This window comes from Raoultella sp. (genome assembly GCF_039594335.1).
Classification (GTDB): domain Bacteria; phylum Pseudomonadota; class Gammaproteobacteria; order Enterobacterales; family Enterobacteriaceae; genus Klebsiella.
In genome coordinates this window covers 1-19,890 of the sequence record NZ_JBCNNS010000083.1, presented here as the reverse complement: position 1 = coordinate 19,890, position 19,890 = coordinate 1, and the positions used below count along the sequence as shown (strand labels likewise).

Genomic DNA, 19,890 nt, shown 5'->3' with positions numbered 1-19,890 from the left:
CGCGCCGCGGTGCTGGTGGAAGTGAACCGCGACTATGTCACCGCTTCACGGGTGGCAGGCGCGGGGGCGATGCGTCAGATGTTCATCAACATTCTTCCTAACTGCCTTGCTCCGCTGATTGTTCAGGCGTCGCTGGGCTTCTCTAACGCCATTCTCGATATGGCCGCTCTTGGCTTCCTTGGCATGGGGGCGCAGCCGCCGACACCGGAGTGGGGCACAATGCTCTCCGATGTGCTGCAGTTCGCGCAGAGCGCCTGGTGGGTCGTCACCTTCCCGGGTGTCGCGATTCTGCTGACGGTGCTGGCATTTAACCTGATGGGTGACGGTCTGCGTGACGCGCTCGATCCCAAACTGAAGCAGTAAGAGGTTCGAGATGGCGTTATTGAATGTTGATAAATTATCGGTGCACTTCGGCGACGAAGGGACACCGTTTCGCGCAGTAGATCGCGTGAGCTACAGCGTTAACCAGGGGGAAGTGGTTGGCATTGTCGGCGAGTCCGGCTCCGGTAAATCGGTCAGCTCACTGGCGATTATGGGGCTGATTGACTACCCCGGCCGGGTGATGGCGGATAAGCTGGAATTTAATGGCCGCGATCTGAAGCGTATTTCCGAAAAAGAGCGCCGCCAACTGGTGGGGGCGGAAGTGGCGATGATCTTCCAGGACCCGATGACCAGCCTCAATCCCTGCTACACCGTCGGCTACCAGATTATGGAAGCCATTAAGGTGCATCAGGGCGGCAATAAGAAAACCCGTATTCAGCGCGCGATCGATCTGCTGACGCTGGTGGGCATTCCTGACCCGTCATCGCGTCTTGATGTCTATCCGCACCAGCTTTCCGGTGGGATGAGCCAGCGCGTGATGATCGCCATGGCGATTGCCTGCCGACCAAAGCTGCTGATTGCGGATGAACCGACCACCGCGCTGGATGTGACCATCCAGGCGCAAATCATTGAGCTGCTGCTGGAACTGCAGCAAAAAGAGAACATGGCGCTGGTCCTGATCACCCACGATCTTGCGCTGGTGGCCGAGGCGGCACACAAAATTATTGTGATGTATGCCGGTCAGGTGGTGGAGACGGGCGATGCTAAGGATATCTTCCGCGCGCCGCGCCATCCGTATACTCAGGCGCTGCTGCGCGCGCTGCCGGAGTTTGCCCAGGACAAAGCGCGGCTGGCGTCGCTGCCGGGTGTCGTTCCCGGGAAATATGACCGCCCCAACGGCTGCCTGTTAAACCCGCGCTGCCCCTATGCCACGGATAAGTGCCGCAGCGAGGAGCCGGAGCTGAATCGCGTTGATGGCGCCCGTCAGTCGAAATGCCACTACCCACTGGATGATGCCGGGAGGCCTACACTATGAGTACCCATGAGGCCACCACGCAACAGTTCTTGTTGCAGGCCATTGATCTGAAAAAATATTACCCGGTGAAGAAGGGGCTGTTTGCTCCGGAAAGGCTGGTTAAGGCGTTGGATGGCGTCTCGTTTAACCTTGAACGCGGAAAAACGCTGGCGGTGGTCGGCGAGTCCGGCTGTGGAAAATCGACGCTGGGCCGTCTGCTGACGATGATAGAGATCCCGACCGGTGGCGAACTTTACTATCAGGGTCAGGACTTGTTAAAGCCAGACGCCACGGCGCAAAAGCTGCGGCGGCAGAAAATCCAGATTGTGTTTCAGAACCCCTACGGCTCGCTGAATCCGCGGAAGAAAGTGGGACAGATTCTGGAAGAACCACTGCAGATCAATACATCACTGAGCAAAGAACAGCGCCGTGAAAAAGCACTGGCGATGATGGCGAAGGTCGGGCTGAAAACGGAGCATTACGATCGCTATCCGCATATGTTTTCCGGTGGTCAGCGCCAGCGCATCGCGATTGCCCGTGGTCTGATGCTTGACCCGGATGTGGTGATTGCCGATGAGCCCGTCTCGGCGCTGGACGTGTCGGTTCGTGCTCAGGTGCTGAACCTGATGATGGATCTGCAACAGGATATGGGACTGTCGTATGTGTTCATCTCCCACGACCTGTCGGTCGTGGAACACATTGCGGATGAAGTGATGGTGATGTATCTCGGTCGCTGCGTGGAGAAAGGGTCCAAGGATCAGATCTTCAACAATCCACAGCATCCGTATACCCAGGCTCTGCTGTCGGCCACACCTCGTCTGAATCCGGACGATCGCCGCGAACGTATTAAGTTGACCGGCGAGCTGCCCAGTCCGTTGAGTCCACCGCCGGGCTGCGCCTTTAATGCCCGCTGCCGCCGTCGTTTCGGCCCGTGCACGCAACTGCAGCCGCAGCTGAAAAGCTATGGTGGGCAACTGGTGGCCTGCTTTGCTGTTGACCAGGATGAAAACCCGCAAAAACAGCTTACCTGATGTTCCCCGCTGCTGTCGGAGGAGCCAACACTTTCGACAGCAGCCGCTTATTATGCTCAGAGGAGATTAAGACTTAAGAAAGTACTGGGCTGATGTTTTTTAACTTAAATAATTTATTTGACCTATTTCTACAACGATATAAAAAGACTAAAATATATCCCATCCAGCGTCATAGTTATTTCTTCTGCTCATTACCTCAAGATTAATGAGATAAAAATCTGGTTATTTCAATGACGCCGTGAGCTCAAGTTTGCTGAGCACAAGACCTCCTAAAAAATGGAGCTATCATTTCTTATAAGAAATGATAGGGTAACTACAAAACTATCAGTGATTTACGCTACCTTGACCACAACTCCCCTACAACGTGCTCGTATTGTTGGTCATTCTGACCAACTTAAGTTGATGAAAAAGAATAAAATAAACTATGCTCTAAAGGCGTAGTATTAAAATAAAAACAGCTAAAATATTTTTTAGAATCATGAGGTTATCCATGAACCATTATGATGATTTGCAGCGCTTTAAGGAAAAGACTCGTACGCAAAGTCTCGATTTTAAGGATCTTTCATCACACGCAGCTGCCAGGGAACAGGGAGATTGGGTGATTCTCAATCAGCTCTCGCCTGGGGAAAGCAAAGAATCCTCGCTGGCCATGGGAGGGTCGGTATCGTTACCGATACCACAGCCGGTTCCTACGGATATGTTTCATTGGGTTGAGGCTGAACCCACGCACTCGCCGTTACCATCGGCGCCTGCAGCCCCGGCTCCGGTAATACCATCCCCTGTGTCCGTCTCAGCTCCGCATGATCCCCTTCCGGTTGTAGAAAATACGTTGGCGACAGAACCTGCGCCGACAATGGCCGTGTTCGTTGCGCCCGTTCCAGTCGTTGAGTCCGCTCCAGTCGTTGCACCCGCTCCAGTCGTTGCACCCGCTCCAGTCGTTACACCCGCCCCAGCCGTCGTGCCAGCACCACCGGTAGCTGTTCGTCCGGTCGTCCCGTCTGCGCAGGCGGCTGAAGGCTATGCTCATTTATTTGCGGCAAAAGCCGTTGAACCGGTGGCGAAAAGTAAAGATCAGCCGCTAAAATCACTTTTAGAAAGGATTGCGACATGCCGTTGATCTGCGTGTGTTCTCCCAAAGGCGGCGTAGGAAAAACGACCCTCGCGGCAAATTTGGCTTATTCGTTAGCTCGCGCCGGCAGCAAAGTTCTGGCGATCGATTTTGACGTGCAAAATGCGCTACGCCTGCATTTTGGTGTCCCTCTGAGCGATGAGCGCGGCTATGTCGCGAAAGCGCTGGAGCTTCATGACTGGAGCCAGTGCGTACTGAGCGCGGGCAGCAATATCTTTGTCCTGCCCTATGGCGACGTCAGCGACGCGCAGCGTCAGGCTTTTGACGAGCACCTGGCCAGCGACGCTCATTTTCTCACCCGTGGGCTGGCGGCCTTATTGAATTACCCCGGGTTGATTATCATCGCCGACCTGCCTCCAGGCCCTTCACCGGCGCTGAAGGCATTAACGTCGCTGGCCGATCTGCACCTGGTCCCTCTGCTGGCGGATACCGCCTCGATGTCGACGCTGTCGCAGGTGGAAAAGCAGCGTTTAACCGGCGGTAAGCTCAACCACAAGCTTGGGCATTTTTTCGTTCTTAATCAAAGTGATAATCGCCGTCAGGTCAGCCGTGACGTCACCGCTCTGATGGAGGATAAACTGGGCGATCGTCTGTTGGGGATTATCCATCGTGATGAGAGCGTCGTTGAAGCGAACGCTTCCCAGAAGTCGATTCTCGACTTTAGTTCTTCCTCTGCGGCCGCCTTTGATATTGAAATCATGGCAAAAAAAATCTCTGCGCTGTTAGGTATTAAAATTGGCGACGGCACGGTGCACAGCCAGCCTCGTATGTCAGGACTTTAACTTATTGCAGGGCTGCGGAATGAAAAAGTCTCTTTTCTGGTTGCTGGTACTGGTGCTATCGCCTGTTGCCGTTCTGATCATTATTACGCCGATGGACAGCCAAAAGCAGTATCTTTTTGGCCTGCTAAGCATCGGTATTCTGTTTTTAATGGGATTTAGCAAAAAGCGCAGTATTTCGGTCATTATGGTCGTGACTTCGCTGCTGATGTCTACCCGTTATATGTATTTTCGCCTGACGCAGACCCTGCATTTTAACTCCACTATTGAGGCGGTGCTGGGGATGGGGCTGTTTCTGGCGGAAGTTTATATCTGGGTGATGCTGCTGCTGAACTACCTGCAAACGGTCTGGCCGCTGAAGAGAGAAATCGTCCCACTGCCGGATGATATGAGCACGTGGCCGACGGTCGATATTTATATTCCCAGTTATAACGAACCGCTGGACGTGGTGCGCGATACCGTATTGGCGGCACAGTGTATCGATTACCCGGCGGATAAAATGAAAATTTATCTGCTGGACGATGGTAAACGTAGCGAGTTCGCGGTGTTTGCCGCCGATGTTGGCGTCGGCTATATCACCCGTAATGATAATAAACACGCCAAAGCGGGCAACCTGAACCATGCGATGACCATCACCCAGGGTGAGCTCATCTGTGTATTCGACTGTGACCACGTGGCGACCCGTGTGTTCCTGCAGGCGACGGTCGGCGGTTTCCTCAAAGACCCGATGTTGGCGCTGGTGCAGACCCCGCACTACTTCTATTCGCCGGACCCGTTTGAACGCAATCTCTCCGTTGGCCGCAATATCCCCAATGAAGGGATGCTGTTCTATGGCCCGATTCAGCAGGGCAACGATAACTGGAATGCGACCTTCTTCTGCGGTTCCTGTGCCGTGATTCGCCGTAAAGCGCTGGACGATATCGGTGGTTTTGCGGTGGAAACCGTGACCGAAGATGCGCACACCGCGCTTAAATTTCAGCGCCTGGGCTGGAAATCATCATTTCTCGATATCCCACTGGCAGCAGGTTTAGCCACTGAACGTTTAGTCGTGCACGTCATTCAGCGTACTCGCTGGGCGCGTGGGATGACGCAAATTTTCCGCCTTGATAACCCGCTCCTGGGGCGCGGACTGACCTTCCAGCAGCGCCTGTGTTATCTCAGCGCGATGATGTACTACCAGTTTGCCCTGCCGCGGGTGGTGTTTGTGACCGCCCCGTTAGCCTATCTGCTGTTTAACCTGAATATTATTTACTCCTCCGCGAGCCTGATTGTCTCGTATGCGTTACCGCACCTGTTCCTTGCGATTTATGTCGGCTCGCGGATGAACGGCCGCTATCGCTACAGCTTCTGGGGGGAAATCTATGACATCGTGCTGGCATTCCACCTGGTGCTGCCGACGCTGGTGACGATGATCTTCCCCAAACGCGGTAAATTCAACGTGACCGACAAAGGGGGGCTGCTGGATGTGGGTTACTTCGACTTTACCGTCGTCAGGCCGCATCTGGTGGTGGCATGTTTGCTTGCGGTTGGCGTGATTGTCGGGATTGTCAGGGCCATTGGCCATGACTATTTCGGTTCTGATCCTAACGTTATCGCTCTGAACGTCGGCTGGGGACTGTACAGCCTGATCTTCCTGCTGGCGGCGATTGCCGTTGCGCGGGAAACCCGCCAGGTGCGGAAAACGATCCGTATCGACGTGAATATTCCGGTGTTGATTCACTACGCCAGCGGCATCGTTTCGCGCAGCCAGACCGCAGACCTGTCGATGGGCGGATGCCGTATCGCGGTCCCGGACGATCGTCATCTGCAGGATGATATCGAAGAGATTGAACTGATTCTGCAATCCGGCGCGATTTGTATTCCGGCCGAACAGGTGACCGCGGACGAGAGTTTTATTCGTCTCAAGTTTGATGAAAACATTCCTCTCTCTCTGCGCCGTGAACTGGTGCGGGTGGTGCTGGCGCGCGCTGATGCATGGATTAAGCCGCCGCGCCCGCAGGACAACCCGTTCCGTTCGTTTGTCACCATCTTACGCTGCGTATTTGAACTGTTCTGGTTGACCTGGAAAACACGACGCAGCCGTCGCCAGCAAAAACCTGTAGCGAGTACCGCGCAGGAGGATGGCCAATTATGAAACGATTAACCACGCTTGCGCTGCTGGCTGGCATGTTTTCTATACCGGCGCTGCACGGTGAAGAGGCGCTGGCCGATCGTTCTGCACCGCTGAATTTCCCGTTAACGGGCGCGACCGCGGGTGGCGCCCCCGCTAATGAATCTACGTCGACTACGGGGGCGGAGCCGTCGACCGCGCCAGATGTTCCGGTTACGTCAGAGCCCTCTGCCGCGTCAACGTCGTCGGTTGCATCGACACCCACGGCAGCAGAACCCGCGGCGGCGGCTCCGGCCGCCTCGGTCCCCGTTATGCCTCCACCGATCAATTCGACAGTAACGGATGTCGCGCCGTTAACCTCTGTGGTCGGGGGCAGTCTTAATCTGGCTCAGATGGGGATGCCGGATGGCATTATCCTCAGCGGCGGTCAACAGCAGGGCGGCGCAGCTTTTACGCTGCCTTCAGACCAGGTGGTGACCCATGCAGAACTGATGCTGGATGTTCAGGTCTCGCCGGATATGGCTACCCGCAACGCCACGCTGCAATTGATGCTCAACGGCCAGCCTTTGGGTACGGTGCCGCTGGGCACCGACGGGGCGGATATTTCTCACTATCAGCTGGATATTCCGGCGGCGCTGATGGTTTCCAGCAACAACCTGAGCTTTAAAGTGAATGATGGCGACAACATGCAGTGCCAGCTCAATGCGCCTGACACGTCGGGCGTCACGATTTTACCGGCTTCGCGTTTTAACTGGGAAAGCCAGCCGCTGAATCTCAGCAATGATTTGAGTCATTTCCCGCGTCCATTCTTTGACAGTATGCAGATGACCCCGGCAAATATCTCGGTGGCCTACCCGGAGAAATCGGGAGCGGATATCTTCAGCGCCGCAGCGCTGATCTCGTCGTGGCTGGGGATTCAGGCGGATTATCGCGGGATTGCTTTTAACGCGCTGCGCGACCGTTTACCGGAGCGCCACGGTATTATTATCGGCCATCCGGGTGACCAGGTTGGCGGGCTGACGCTGCCGCAAACCGATAAACCGCTGCTGCAGATTGTCAATAACCCGGGTAACCCCACCTACAAACTGCTGCTGATTGTCGGGCAAAACGATGCGGCACTGCGTGCGGCAGCCTGGCGGCTGACTCGCGGTAATATTGCCCCGCAGACCGAGAGCCTGAGCGTGGATCCGCAGGCGATCCCGATCGGCAAACCGTATGATGCCCCGCGCTGGATCCCTACCGATCGACCGGTAAAAATCAGCGAGCTGCTGCGTAAAGATCAGAGTATGACCGTAAACGGCGTCTGGCACGAACCGCTGCGTGTGGCTTTCCGCGCGGCACCGGATCTCTATCTGTGGGACGGGGAAACCATTCCCTTGCAGATTGGCTACCGTTTCCCGTCGGAAAACTGGATTAATGAAGACCAGTCGTTATTAAGCGTGACGCTCAACAATACTTTCCTGCACAACCTACCGCTGAACAAACAGGGGCCACTGGAGAAATTATGGCGTCAACTGGGCGGAGATGTCCGTCAGGAGCGGTTTACCATTGCGCTGGCGCCCTATCTGATCTACGGGGATAACCAGCTGTCGCTCTATTTCAACGTGGTGCCGAAACAAAATGCCCCCTGCTCGGTGGTGCTCAATAACAATATCAAAAGCCGGATTACCGATGATTCGTGGATTGATTTAAGCAATACGCGCCACTTCTCGCTGCTGCCTAATCTCTCCTATTTCGTCGGCGCTTCGTTCCCGTTCTCGCGGCTGGCGGACTATTCACAAACCACACTGCTGCTGGCGGAAAAACCGTCGGAAACGCAGGTCGCCACGCTGTTAAACCTGGCCGCGCGCTCGGGTAATGCCACCGGCACGGCGCTGGCGAACAACCGGGTTGTTTTAGGCGTCCCCAGCGGTGGCGCTGGTCTTCAGTACCTGAGCGATCGCGATGTGCTGGCGGTCAGCTCCCTCGATCAGAAAACGTTTAACCAGCGCTTGTTAGAAGACTCTCCTTATTATCAGACGGATAATCAGCTGGGTGTGCGCGAGGCGGGACTGAGTTCAAAAGTGCAGCGCTGGCTGGCCGGCGACTGGACATCCGCCAGCCTCGATGCCGATCGCTATCTCTCCTCCAGCAGCGCCTGGCGCGGCTTTATTAGCTACCGTTCACCGTGGAACCCACAGCGGACGGTGGTGGTGGCGATGGCCAGCAACGATGATCAACTGACAAAGCTGAAAAGCGACCTTGATTCCCCGCGAATCAACGCCGGTATTCGCGGCGATACGGCGGTTATCACCAGCGACAATGGGGTTCGCAGCTTCCAGGTGAGCACGCCATTCCCGAGCGGGCAGATGCCGTGGTACATGATGGCCGTTTGGTATGCCAACCAGCACTCTGGTTTGCTTGCGCTGCTGGGACTGCTCGCGACAACGATCATCGGCCTGGCACTGACCGCCATGTTTAAACGCCATGCACGCAAGCGTCTGAATTCGGGGGATAGCCAATGAAACGAGCCATTAAAATGAAGAGCAGGGCGACCCGCAGATTATCAACGTTTTGCCTGTCCGGCGCGCTGACCCTGGGCGCCTTCGGCGATGCCATGGCTGCGGGGAATGATGCCGCATTGCAGGCGCTGTTTGCCCAGGCGAACTACTGGCATGAAAAATCGCACGATGAGCTGGCGATGGAGTCGCTGCAAAAAGTGCTGCTGGTTGACGCCAATAACACGCAGGCCATGTATCTGATGGCGCTGTGGGCCCAGCAAGGCGGCGACCTTCAGACGGCGGCCCAGTGGCGGGCGCGGCTGGCGAAAGCGGCGCCAGACAGCCCGAACCTGCAGGAGCTGGATAATGACAAAAAAATGGCTCAGGTGCCGCAAGGGCAACTGAGTCTGGCCAGACAGCAGGCGCGTAGCGGCAATATTCCCGCGGCGCTGACAACCTGGCGTAGCATGTTTAACGGTAACACGCCGCCGCCGGGGCTGGCTGGCGAGTACTACATGACCATGGCCAGCGATAAAACGCTCTATCCGCAGGCGGTTAATGAGCTGCGTCAGTACGTGGCGCAGCATCCGCAGGAAAATGCCACGCGCGTAGCCTTAGGCAAGGCGCTGACCTGGCGGGAAGATACCCGGCGGGAAGGGATCTCCATGCTGGAATCGATGGCCAGCGGCAGTAAAGATGCCGACAGCGGTCTACGCCAGGCGTTGCTGTGGCTGGGGCCGCAGGAGGGCGATCAGGCGTTTTACGATACCTGGATGCAGCGTCACCCGCAGGATACCGAAGTACAGAATTACTATCGCCAACAGATAAGCGGTCGGGCGCGCGGTCAGGGGTTCGTTAACCTCAACAGCGGCAATACCGCGGCGGCGAAACAGCAGTTTGAACAGGTGCTGCAAACCAACCCGGAGGATGCGGACGCGTTGGCCGGGATGGGATATATCGCCCAGCGCAACGGTGACTTCCAGGCCGCATCGCAATATTTAAGCCGGGCGGCGGATCTCGGCGGTAATGATTCGGCGGCGCGCCGTCAGCAGGCGGCGGATGCGCTTTTCTACGGTCAGCTGGCGCAGGCACAGCAGGCGTACAAACAGGGCAATATTAGCCAGGCGCTGGCGCTCTCTGCGCCGCTTGTTCAGCAGAGCGGGGCGCGGGGCGCATCGGCCAAACTGTTCCGTGCCGATGTGTTGCGCCATAACAAAGATCTTCCTCAGGCAGAACAAACGCTGCGCTCGCTGCTCAGCGAGCAGCCACAAAATGGTCCGGCACGAGAGAATCTTTACTACGTCCTGCGTGAGCAAAATAAAACGGCGGAAGCGCAGGCAATGTTACGCACGCTGCCGGAGAGTTTGCAGCAAAAGCTGCAGCCGCGCATCGTGACCGGTATGCCGGGAGATTCGCTACGTCGCCAGGCGCAAGAGCAGGCCAACGGCGGCAACGTCAGCGGCGCTATTGCGATATTGCGCCAGGGCGTCTCCCGCTATCCGGATGACGCCTGGATGCGCCTCGACTTAGCCCGGCTACTGCAAAAATCCGGTAATGACAGCGAGGCCGCGTCAACGATGGCCGCCGCGTATCGCCCCGGCGCCAGCAGTAACGCCCTTTATGCCGCAGCCCTGTTTGCCAGTGAGAACGGCGGTTGGCAGCAGGCGCAGACGCTGCTGGGGCGGATTCCCGCCGCCAGCCAGACCAGCCAGATGCGCGACCTGCGTCAGCGGGTAAATTACAACCTGCAACTGACCACCGCGCAAGACTATCTCGCCCAGGGCAACACGGTGGCGGCATCCAATACCCTGAAAGCGATGTCGGCCACGCCGCCAAAATCACCGGCTGACTTGGGTAAACTGGCGCGATTGCTGGCGCAGAGCGGCGATGTTGCCACGGCGGTAACACTGGTGCGCAACAATATCAGCGGCGGCATCGCTGGGAACGCTGGCGACTATGCCGATCAGGTGGCGGTCCTCAACCAGGCGGGGTTGACCAATGAAGCGCAGACTCTGCTGTCGAATCCGCAGCTGCAGGCAAGCAGTACGCCAACGCAGCTGGCGAGCATCCGCAATGGTTATGTGATCAACGAAGCCGATCGTCTGCGGGAGCAGGGCAACTACGCCGCGGCGTATGACAAGTTGATGGGCGCGATGCAAAGTGACCCGCAAAATACCGATCTGATGTTCGCGATGGCGCGTCTTTACCAGAGCGGTAAAATGAACAAAGAAGCCGGGGTGGTCTATGACTACCTGATGACCCGCGATACGCCGGATCAGGCGGCGCGCTCCGGCGCTATCGATGTTGCGCTATCGGCCGGCGATAACGACCGGGCAGAGCAACTGGCCGGCGGATTGCGTCAGGACAACACGCCGGATCGCCTGTTGCTGCTGGCTCGCGTCGCGGAGGCGCAGGGGCACCATCAGCAGGCTATGACGTATCTGCGCAGCGCGCGCGGCAAACTGCTGGGTCTGCAGAGCAGCAACAGCGCGCAAACGCCGACTGTTGGTGGCGTGCTGGCAGCGGATAACCCCTTTGTAGGGGTCTCCCGTACACCGTCCACAACGCGAACGGCGTCGGCTTACGGGCAGTATATGCCGTGGCAGGTAACCCAGGTATCGACAGGCAGCGGAACCACGCTGCCCGGCATTCAGCGTCCCGACCTTCCGGTGGAGACGGCGCAAACCCGTATGCTGCGCCAGGTCGACACCATGATGGAGTCGCTGCAGGATAAAACCGGCACCTGGCTCCAGGGCGGAATGGAGGTGCGCGGACGCGACGGCGAATCCGGGACCAGTAAGCTGACCGAGATGAAAACGCCGCTGACCTGGTCGTCATCGCCGTTTGGCGACTCACGTTTTGACTTTACCGTGACGCCGATTTCGCTGAATGCCGGCACCGCCAGCGGCGACGCCTGGCGGCGCTACGGCGCGAACCCGCTCTCCAATGCGGTCTCCAACATGGTTTCCACTGCCACCAGCGAACAGGCGGCGATTGCGGGGATGACCGCGGCGGAACAGACGGCGTACTTTGCCAACAATCCGGGGGCCCAGGCCTTGAGTTTGCTGGGGAGGTTGAATGCGTCAGACTTTAACGCCACCACCAGCAGCGGGATGGAGAATCTGGCGAAACTTGGCACCTATGACTCCGGGCAGGTTGCTGGCTATCTGGCGTCATCCAACCTGAAACCGAATGTCGATCAGACCAGCGGTTCGACGGATTCGCAGAAGGCAAATGGCGTCGAGTTAGCCCTGGCGTTGAGCGGCGATGATTACCGCGTGGACATCGGCAGCACGCCGTTGGGCCAGGATCTCAACACCATGGTCGGGGGCGTGAAGTGGTCGCCGAAACTTACCAATTACCTGTCCTTGATCTTCACCGGTGAGCGCCGTTCGCTGACCGACAGCCTGCTCTCTTACGTGGGACTGAAAGATGCCTACTCCGGGAAAACCTGGGGGCAGGTGACGAAGAATGGCGGAACTCTGCAGCTCAGCTACGACGATGGCGACGCCGGTTTCTACGTCGGTGGCGGCGGCTACAGCTACATTGGCAGCGATGTCGCCAGCAACACCAGTATCAACGCCAATGCCGGGGTCTATTTGCGACCTTATCATGATGAATATCGTCAGCTGCAGGCCGGTTTGAGTATGAGCTACATGGATTACTCGAAAAACCTGAGTTACTTCACCTATGGTCAGGGGGGCTACTTCAGTCCGCAAAACTACGTGAGCGTCTCGCTGCCGGTTAACCTGACGGAGAAGTATGACAACTGGACGATGAAGCTTGGCGGCTCGGTGGGTTATCAGTCCTATAGTCAGGATAAGAGCGCCTACTTCCCGACCAATTCCGAATGGCAGCAGACCCTGGAGACTGCGGTTGCCAATGGTTTTGCCAAAGAGGCGTACTATTCGGCGACCTCGAAGAGCGGCGTTGGCTACACGCTACGCGCCGGGGCGGATTACAAGGTGAACAAGCAGATGACGCTGGGCGGCCAGATTGGCTACGACACCTTCGGTGATTACAACGAGAGTACCGCCGGTCTCTATATCCGCTATATGTTGGGAGATAACTGATCATGACGGACAAAAATAACGCGGAAGTCGTGGCCTGGTTTCAACAGCAGCAAACCCCCGCGGGATGGTTTGATCTGCTGCTCATTATGATTGACGGGATGCTGGACAACGCCGGCGAGCTGGAGAGCCAGCCATTTTTGCATCAGATGGGGGAAGCCCTGGCCGATAACTACCCGTTGCCGGAGTCAGAAACGGTCGGTCAGCTGGAGGCCAACATTAACCAGCTGCTTAGCCGCTTTCAATGGGGCATCGTCAGTGTGGATGTGGGCGATGATGGCCTGCGCTTACGTCATCGCGCGCTGCCAGTGAGTCGTGATGATGCGCATCGTGTGCGCTGGTGCAACGCATTTTGTGCCATACTCGAGGGGCTTTATTCTCGCTGGCTACAGGGACAAGGGGGCGGTGCACATGTGGTGTTACAGCGTGAGCGGCTGTTCTCGGTTTCTGATGTTCAGTTCCTCTACTTCCATCCATAACGGGTGAAAATATGTCTTTGCGTGCTGTAATCGCAGTGATGGTGACGATGGTGCTGCTGCCCCGTGCGTGGGCAGACACTGCGTGGGAAAGCTATAAATCGCGTTTTATGATGGCTGACGGGCGAATTGTGGATACGGGGAACGGCAACGTTTCGCATACCGAAGGCCAGGGGTTCGCGATGCTACTGGCCGTCGCGAAAAACGATCGGCCAGCCTTCGACAAGCTGTGGCAATGGACCGATAAAACGCTACGCAATAAAGACAACGGACTTTTTTACTGGCGCTATAACCCTGTGGCACCGGACCCTATTGCCGACAAGAACGATGCGACCGACGGCGATACCCTGATTGCATGGGCGCTGCTGCGCGCGCAGCAGCAGTGGGGGGACAAATCCTACGGTAATGCGTCTGACGCCATCACCGCATCGCTGCTGAAAAATACGGTGGTGACCTTTGCCGGTTATCAGGTCATGATGCCTGGCGCCAAAGGTTTTAATCGCAACGACCATCTTAATCTTAACCCCTCTTACTTTATCTTCCCGGCATGGCAGGCGTTTGCCGCGCGTACGCATCTGATCGCCTGGCGTAAGTTGCAAAGCGATGGTCAGGCGCTGCTGGGCAAAATGGCATGGGGTAAAGCACAGCTCCCTACCGACTGGGTCGCGCTGAAAGCAGACGGTAAGATGGAGCCGGCGAAAGAGTGGCCGCCGCGGATGAGTTATGACGCGATTCGTATCCCGCTGTATCTCACCTGGGCCAATCCGCAGAGTCCCCTGCTGACGCCGTGGAAAAACTGGTTCCAGAGCTATCCGCGGTTGCAAACCCCCGCGTGGATTAACGTCAGCACCAATAATGCCGCCCCGTGGTTCATGACCGGCGGCCTGCTGGCGGTTCGCGATCTGACCATGGGCGAGACGCCGGAGGATCCGCAAATTACCGCTCAGGATGATTACTATTCCGCCAGCCTGAAACTGCTGGTCTGGCTGGCAGGGCGCGATCGGTAATTTTATCGCCTTCGGTAGGCGCTCTATGGCTTGCTGAAGGCGTTATCGACAGTCGCACAACGGCTCAGAGTGGGATAATTTCGTCTTCGCGGAGCGTGAGGACTTCGACGCCGCCTGCGGTGACGGCCACGGTATGTTCCCACTGCGCCGAGAGTTTTTTATCGCGGGTCACCACGGTCCAGCCATCCTTCTTGATTTTTGTCCGGCTATCACCCTGATTGACCATCGGTTCGATGGTAAAAACCATGCCTTCTCGCAGCACGGCGCCTTCGCCAGGTTTGCCGTAGTGCAGCACCTGGGGTTCTTCATGCATCTCCTGCCCGATACCGTGACCGCAATACTCCCGTACGACGCTGTAGCCGTTGCTTTCGACATGGCTCTGAATCGCATGGCCGATATCGCCCAGTGTGGCGCCGGGCCTGACGGCTTTGATGCCTTTCCACATCGCTTCGTACGTTTTCTTCACCAGTCGACGGGCCAGCGGCGAAACGTCGCCGATCAGGTACATTTTGCTGGAGTCCGCAATCAGGCCATCTTTTTCCAGCGTAATGTCGACGTTGACGATGGCGCCTGACTTCAGATGCTCCGTTTCTTTTGGCATACCGTGGCACACCACGTCATTCACCGACGTATTTAAGACGAAAGGATAATCGTATTGCCCTTTGCTTGCCGGTCGGGAATGGAGCTGATTGACGATATACGCTTCCGCCAGGTTGTTGATCTCCATGGTGGTTATGCCGGGCTGAATATGCTTATCCAGCATGTCAAACACCGAGGCCAGTAGTGCGCCGGCCCGGCGCTGTCGGGCTAACTCGTCCGCCGTTTTAATGGGAATTGATGGCATTGATCACCTCCAGTAAACGATCGGATCCCGATTTAAGCATCATCATCTTGATTTGCTGATGGTTAAGCTCCGGATAGAGTTCGCTCATCATCCCCAGCCGAATCCAGTATTCCGCCTGAGCATTCACTGAGCGTGACATGGCCTTGCTGGCGTCGCGAATGTCGTCATGTAGCAGGTCGGAGATTTTTACAATTCCCATATATATGTTCCGTAATGATTCATATATATATCGTATATCCCGGCACTGACGCTGTCACTGCGCTTTTAACCGGCAACGGTCGCCGGAGCGCGCCATAAGAGATAACACACCCTGCACGGCGGTCAGACATTGCGCCAGGAGATTAACGAAGAGGCGAGGGGCGGTTGACCCATTGGCGAATCACGGCCGCAGGGAATGCCCTGCGGCCGTTAGTCGGGTTACTGCGGGTACGGTACCCAGCTTCCGCCGTTCAACTGAACGTAAGGTTTTCCCTGGTACTGCAGAACGATGGCGTTGGCGTTTTCCGATACTGCGGCGCTTTGCGGCAGATTGGCGGTGTACTGCTGCCAGTCCACGTTATCTTCGGTGAACATCTTGCCGTCCAGCGCGCGAACCACCAGCTCCGACACCGCCAGATAACTGGTCGGCTGGTCGATAATCAGCGGGGCGCCCTGATGCGGTGCCTTCATCCCGAAGAATTTCACCGCTGTCGGCACGTGGGTAATGGACGGGCTCGGGATATCGCGCAGGCCCGAAACCTGCATTTTGTCGCCCTTCAGCGCACCGCCGTGTTCTGGTACGACCACAACCATCACTTTACGGCCCGATTTTTCCAGTCCGGTAAAGAAGCTGTCCAGCTCGTCAAAGAGTTTCTGCGCGCGAACTTTGTAATCCGCCGTTTTGCTCTGGCCCGGGAAGTGGTTGCCGTCGTGCAGCGGCAGGATGTTGTAGAAGGTAGCGGTGCGGGCGTTACCCTGTTTATTTTCGGTTTCCAGCCAGCGGTTGAGGGTCGCTAAGTCGTCATAGACCGGCGAGCCATCAAAAGCCTGCAGGCTGACCGGCAGCCCCGTTTGATCCATCAGCGGACTTTGCATCCCGCCTAAGCTGCGCAGCTCTTTCAGGAAGTCGCCGAACTGGCCGTTGTGGCCGAGCATCAGCTGTTGGGCAAAGCCGAGTTTTGCCAGGTTTTCGAACAGGTAGCAGTCGTTGCCCGATGGTTGATAGAGGTTCGAATGCGACAGCTGGCCGCAGCTTGCGCGCAGCAGTCGTACCGCCGCCGGGCCGCTGTAGGAGGTCGCCGAGTTAAAGTTTTTGAACACAATATCAAAATGCTTCCACAGCGGATGATCCATCAGCCCTGCGGCTTCAATATCGGACCACGACAGCGAGCAAATGTTGATAATCAGCAGGTCAAACGGCTGGGCGTCGGCCGGGAGCCGATCCGGGAACGGCGTTTTGCGTTTCTGTTCTGAGGCATAGAACGCGTTCAGCCAGTTGGTCAAATTCGCCGAGGTGGGTGGTTCGGTTTGTGGTGGAATATCGCCGCTGGCGGCAGAGGTCCCCGCCGGGGCCACCGTCGCGGTTGTCGTCTTCGTGATGGTTGCCGCTGCCGTCGGCTGTCCCGCAGGCCATAGCGTAAAGGCCGGAAGCAGTGGGCTGACCGCCAGCCACACCATAATGGCGGAGACCACAACCGTGACGCGCAGCCACTGGCTGATGAACATCCACAGTACCAGCAGCAGGAAGAAGGCGCCGACCATGTTCCAGTTAATAAAGCGGGTTATCAGGTCCCAGATATAACTGGCGCTGAAGCCAGCAAGCTGCGAGCCCTGGCTGAAAATACTTTCCGGCCCCGGCAGCCAGGTATCATGCCAGAACAATCCGATGCCGATCGGAATAGCAATCCAGTGTCGCAGTCGGTGAAGTTTATATTTCGGCAGAGGGACCAGTAAAAAGGCGAGAAAGACCAGGTTGAGCATGGGATGAAAATTAAGATATCCCGCCCAAAGCAGCGCAAACTTCACCAGGAAGTAAAAATTCCAACCGGCCAGGCCACGCCAGTATTGCCAAAGCGGCAGCGGCGTCGCATTAGTTTTTGGATTCGTCATTTATTCAGTTTGCCTTGCTGAGTTGTTGCTTCCCGGTGTATTACGCCAGCCGGTTTGACATAACGAGGTTTAAAGAACATTAAGCGTAGGGTGGTGCGAATTCGGCGCTGGTAATGGCGCGTCAGGTATCCCAGCGGAAAAAACAGCAGGGCACAGAGTACGATCAGCTGGAGAATATCACTGATGGACATCATGACTTTTTCTCCCTGTCGGTAGACAAACGATGCGGCTGCGGAATACGTCGCCAGCTGCGCCCGTCATGGGCCGCATTAATAGGGTTATTTTTCTCCATCGTGATAGGCAGCGGCGTGTTCCACTGCGCCGGCGAAATACTCCGCATCAGCACAATTTCCGCGGTGATTTGTTTATCTTCAAACCAGATCATGCGGTTAGAGAAAATATCGCCGGTGGGCAACGGGAAAATATGGTTTAACGCGGTATCCAGGTCGTTTACGCGACAAAACGACAGAAACAGCACTAACCGGTTGTTACCGATCGTCATGATATCGCCCTTACGGTTCGGCCGGCACAGCGTCAGCGCTTGCTCGACGCGAAGCCCCGGCGCCGGGCGCAGCGCCACCATCACGCCCTTGCTGTCCGCAGGCAGCATGGTGTTGTCCATAATGTTATGTACCGCGGCGCAGAAATCTTCCCACTTTTGGTAGCCGCGTAGTTTGAGCGGCTGGCTCCAGGTCAGCAGGGTGGCGAAGTCTTCCGGAATATGGCGGGTGAACTTCTGTTTTTGTACGCTTTCCACCAACGTCAGACAGCGGGAAAGCGGTGCGCTGAAGGGGATAACCATATTCGCGCCGCTGCTGAGAAGCAGTCGCTCATCGGTAGTCCGCAGGCTAGGTAGCTGTTCGCGCACAACAATTTTCAACGCGCTGCCGCGCTGTCGGCGCAGTGTGTGAATATAGCGACCCAGTTGCTCAATCTGTGCGTTCTGCGTCACGGAAAATAACAGCGTTGCCGCCTGCGCGGTGCGGGCGGCATTAAACACGCCGTCATTGGTATCAAACAGCGTCCAGTATTCGGACAGGGCAGGCGCGCCTTCCAGTACTCGCAGGTTACTCAGGACGACCTTCTCATCGCTGCGTGGCTGCACTGTGGTCTCTTCTTCTTCAGCCAGTCGCCAGCCCTCGTCATCCTGGATTACCGTCAGTTGCTGTTGTGCGCTTATGCCTTTTTCACTGCCCCACCAGGCAATATCAAACAGAAAACTATCGCCCTGATAACGAATGCTCGCCAGCCCCGAAAGCGCGCGGTACTCGTGCAATAATGGTGACAGCTGCTTGTCTATATCATTATCTGAATTAAGTATTAATAACGAACAGTTATGATATTTAGCCCATTGGTGCGATTTTTCTACCCACGCGCTTATTTTCTCACTTTTTATGTTTTTCCATGCATTTTCGGCACACAGCAAAATAAAAAAGTAATTGGCCGGATCGACGCAGCAGAGTAAATCACGATGCATTTCTTCCAGCCCGGCCGTCAGGTCAGGCATGCTGAATAACGCCACTTTTTCCGGGCCACGATCTTTTTTTAATGATATGACTTTTTTTGGTTTTTCACCCATGACTATGGCGGCGACTTTACACTCTTTATCCTGCGCCGCCAGGGTTTGATTGAGCAGGCTTACCGCGTCAGGATAGCGATCGACGTTAAGCCACCATACGCCCCCGACGGGCATATGACAGACCTCGTCCCATAATGATGAAATACCTAAAGTATAAACGATATTCACTTCGTTCCTCGTCAGCCCTGATTCATACTGGATCAGTTTACTAGCGAAAGTGTCAGAGTAAACCTAACATTGAATTTAAAGGGTATCAGTTTTAGCATATATAGGTTACTTGAGATTGAACCTATTACACGTCGGGTTTTATTTATTGTTTTTTTAATGGACAGCAAAATGCCGGGAAAAGAGCCTCCAATACCCTCAGATGCAACGCTGGGTTATACCTTTCAAAATGATTTCCTGGCTTTAAGCCGGGCATTTTCCCTGCCCGAAATTGATTACCACGACATTTCCCGGCGCGAGCAGTTAGCCGCTGCGCTGAAACGCTGGCCATTATTGGCGGAACTCGTAGATAAAAAGTAAGGACGCCGTCGATGGCTATTCTTGGATTACAGGGTATCCGCGGTGGCGTGGGCACCACGTCGATTACCGCTGCGCTCGCCTGGGCGTTACAGCTCCTCGGGGAAACGGTGCTGGCGATCGACGCCAGCCCGGATAATATGCTGCGCTATTTTTTCAACGTTGATGCGACGCATCGCGACGGTTGGGCACGCTCGTTGATTGATGGAGGCGACTGGCGCGACGCCGGGATTCGTTATACCTCGCATATCGATATTTTGCCTTTTGGTCTGCTCTCGCCCGGCGAAAGAGAGAACGTTGATAAGCTCTATCCGACGCTGGAGTCCTTTGTCGGCATGGTCGAGAAACTGGAGCAGCAGGGCGATCATCGCTGGCTGCTGCTGGATTTACCGGAAGGGTATTCCCCGCTGACTCGTTCGCTGCTTAGCGCCTGCGATCG

The 19,890-nt window shown here is 56.2% G+C and carries 16 protein-coding genes and 1 pseudogene; 12 read left to right on the top strand and 5 right to left on the bottom strand.

Annotated elements, in window-relative coordinates; all coding sequences use genetic code 11:
* The 10 genes and pseudogenes from ACZAHD_RS15060 to ACZAHD_RS15015 all read left to right on the top strand — a co-directional run.
* Window positions 1-363: ABC transporter permease subunit (locus ACZAHD_RS15060; RefSeq protein ID WP_462457490.1), on the top strand; the 363-nt coding region annotated here is incomplete at its 5' end.
* 10 nt (window positions 364-373) lie between these two features.
* Window positions 374-1,357 carry a dipeptide ABC transporter ATP-binding protein gene (dppD, locus tag ACZAHD_RS15055; protein WP_462457489.1) on the top strand — a complete coding sequence of 328 codons (984 nt, stop codon included), beginning with the start codon at window positions 374-376 and terminating at the stop codon, window positions 1,355-1,357.
* On the top strand, window positions 1,354-2,367 hold the full coding sequence (gene dppF, locus ACZAHD_RS15050) for a dipeptide ABC transporter ATP-binding subunit DppF (RefSeq protein WP_462457488.1): 1,014 nt from the start codon (window positions 1,354-1,356) through the stop codon (window positions 2,365-2,367). The genes dppD and dppF overlap by 4 nt, the downstream gene beginning before the upstream one ends.
* Window positions 2,368-2,857: 490 nt before the next feature.
* The gene (gene bcsO, locus ACZAHD_RS15045; protein WP_462457487.1) at window positions 2,858-3,484 is read left to right on the top strand and encodes a cellulose biosynthesis protein BcsO; all 627 of its coding nucleotides are present in this window, start codon (window positions 2,858-2,860) and stop codon (window positions 3,482-3,484) included.
* A gap of 1 nt (window position 3,485) precedes the next feature.
* Window positions 3,486-4,278, top strand: a pseudogene (locus tag ACZAHD_RS15040) (cellulose synthase operon protein YhjQ/BcsQ).
* A 19-nt stretch (window positions 4,279-4,297) separates the two neighbouring features.
* Window positions 4,298-6,409 (top strand): UDP-forming cellulose synthase catalytic subunit, encoded by a 2,112-nt coding sequence (gene bcsA / locus ACZAHD_RS15035; protein WP_462457486.1) that lies wholly within the window; start codon window positions 4,298-4,300, stop codon window positions 6,407-6,409.
* Window positions 6,406-8,889, top strand: coding sequence for a cellulose biosynthesis cyclic di-GMP-binding regulatory protein BcsB (gene bcsB, locus ACZAHD_RS15030; protein WP_462457485.1), 2,484 nt, complete (start codon window positions 6,406-6,408; stop codon window positions 8,887-8,889). Before bcsA ends, bcsB begins: the two co-directional genes overlap by 4 nt.
* On the top strand, window positions 8,886-12,938 hold the full coding sequence (locus tag ACZAHD_RS15025; RefSeq protein WP_462457484.1) for a cellulose biosynthesis protein BcsC: 4,053 nt from the start codon (window positions 8,886-8,888) through the stop codon (window positions 12,936-12,938). The genes bcsB and ACZAHD_RS15025 overlap by 4 nt, the downstream gene beginning before the upstream one ends.
* On the top strand, window positions 12,938-13,414 hold the full coding sequence (bcsD, locus tag ACZAHD_RS15020; protein ID WP_462457492.1) for a cellulose biosynthesis protein BcsD: 477 nt from the start codon (window positions 12,938-12,940) through the stop codon (window positions 13,412-13,414). The genes ACZAHD_RS15025 and bcsD overlap by 1 nt, the downstream gene beginning before the upstream one ends.
* 11 nt (window positions 13,415-13,425) lie before the next feature.
* Window positions 13,426-14,418 carry a glycosyl hydrolase family 8 gene (locus ACZAHD_RS15015; RefSeq protein ID WP_462457483.1) on the top strand — a complete coding sequence of 331 codons (993 nt, stop codon included), beginning with the start codon at window positions 13,426-13,428 and terminating at the stop codon, window positions 14,416-14,418.
* A gap of 64 nt (window positions 14,419-14,482) precedes the next feature.
* Here the strand turns inward: ACZAHD_RS15015 and map are convergent, their stop codons facing one another.
* The 5 genes from map to bcsE all read right to left on the bottom strand — a co-directional run bounded on the left by map (window position 14,483) and on the right by bcsE (window position 19,097).
* Window positions 14,483-15,262 carry a type I methionyl aminopeptidase gene (map, locus tag ACZAHD_RS15010; RefSeq protein WP_462457482.1) on the bottom strand — a complete coding sequence of 260 codons (780 nt, stop codon included), beginning with the start codon at window positions 15,260-15,262 and terminating at the stop codon, window positions 14,483-14,485.
* Window positions 15,243-15,461, bottom strand: coding sequence for a ParD-like family protein (locus tag ACZAHD_RS15005; RefSeq protein ID WP_004868736.1), 219 nt, complete (start codon window positions 15,459-15,461; stop codon window positions 15,243-15,245). Before ACZAHD_RS15005 ends, map begins: the two co-directional genes overlap by 20 nt.
* A 218-nt stretch (window positions 15,462-15,679) precedes the next feature.
* Window positions 15,680-17,350: a cellulose biosynthesis protein BcsG gene (bcsG, locus tag ACZAHD_RS15000; protein ID WP_462457481.1), complete on the bottom strand. Its 1,671-nt coding sequence runs from the start codon at window positions 17,348-17,350 to the stop codon at window positions 15,680-15,682.
* Window positions 17,347-17,544, bottom strand: coding sequence for a cellulose biosynthesis protein BcsF (gene bcsF, locus ACZAHD_RS14995; protein ID WP_462457480.1), 198 nt, complete (start codon window positions 17,542-17,544; stop codon window positions 17,347-17,349). The genes bcsG and bcsF overlap by 4 nt, the downstream gene beginning before the upstream one ends.
* Window positions 17,541-19,097 carry a cellulose biosynthesis protein BcsE gene (gene bcsE, locus ACZAHD_RS14990; RefSeq protein ID WP_462457479.1) on the bottom strand — a complete coding sequence of 519 codons (1,557 nt, stop codon included), beginning with the start codon at window positions 19,095-19,097 and terminating at the stop codon, window positions 17,541-17,543. Before bcsE ends, bcsF begins: the two co-directional genes overlap by 4 nt.
* A gap of 168 nt (window positions 19,098-19,265) precedes the next feature.
* Between bcsE and bcsR the strand changes: the two genes are divergently transcribed.
* Both bcsR and ACZAHD_RS14980 read left to right on the top strand, forming a co-directional pair.
* Window positions 19,266-19,454 (top strand): cellulose biosynthesis protein BcsR, encoded by a 189-nt coding sequence (gene bcsR, locus ACZAHD_RS14985; protein ID WP_462457491.1) that lies wholly within the window; start codon window positions 19,266-19,268, stop codon window positions 19,452-19,454.
* Between the two features lie 11 nt (window positions 19,455-19,465).
* Window positions 19,466-19,890 (top strand): cellulose synthase operon protein YhjQ/BcsQ (locus tag ACZAHD_RS14980; protein ID WP_462457478.1); only part of this gene is annotated, 425 nt, incomplete at its 3' end.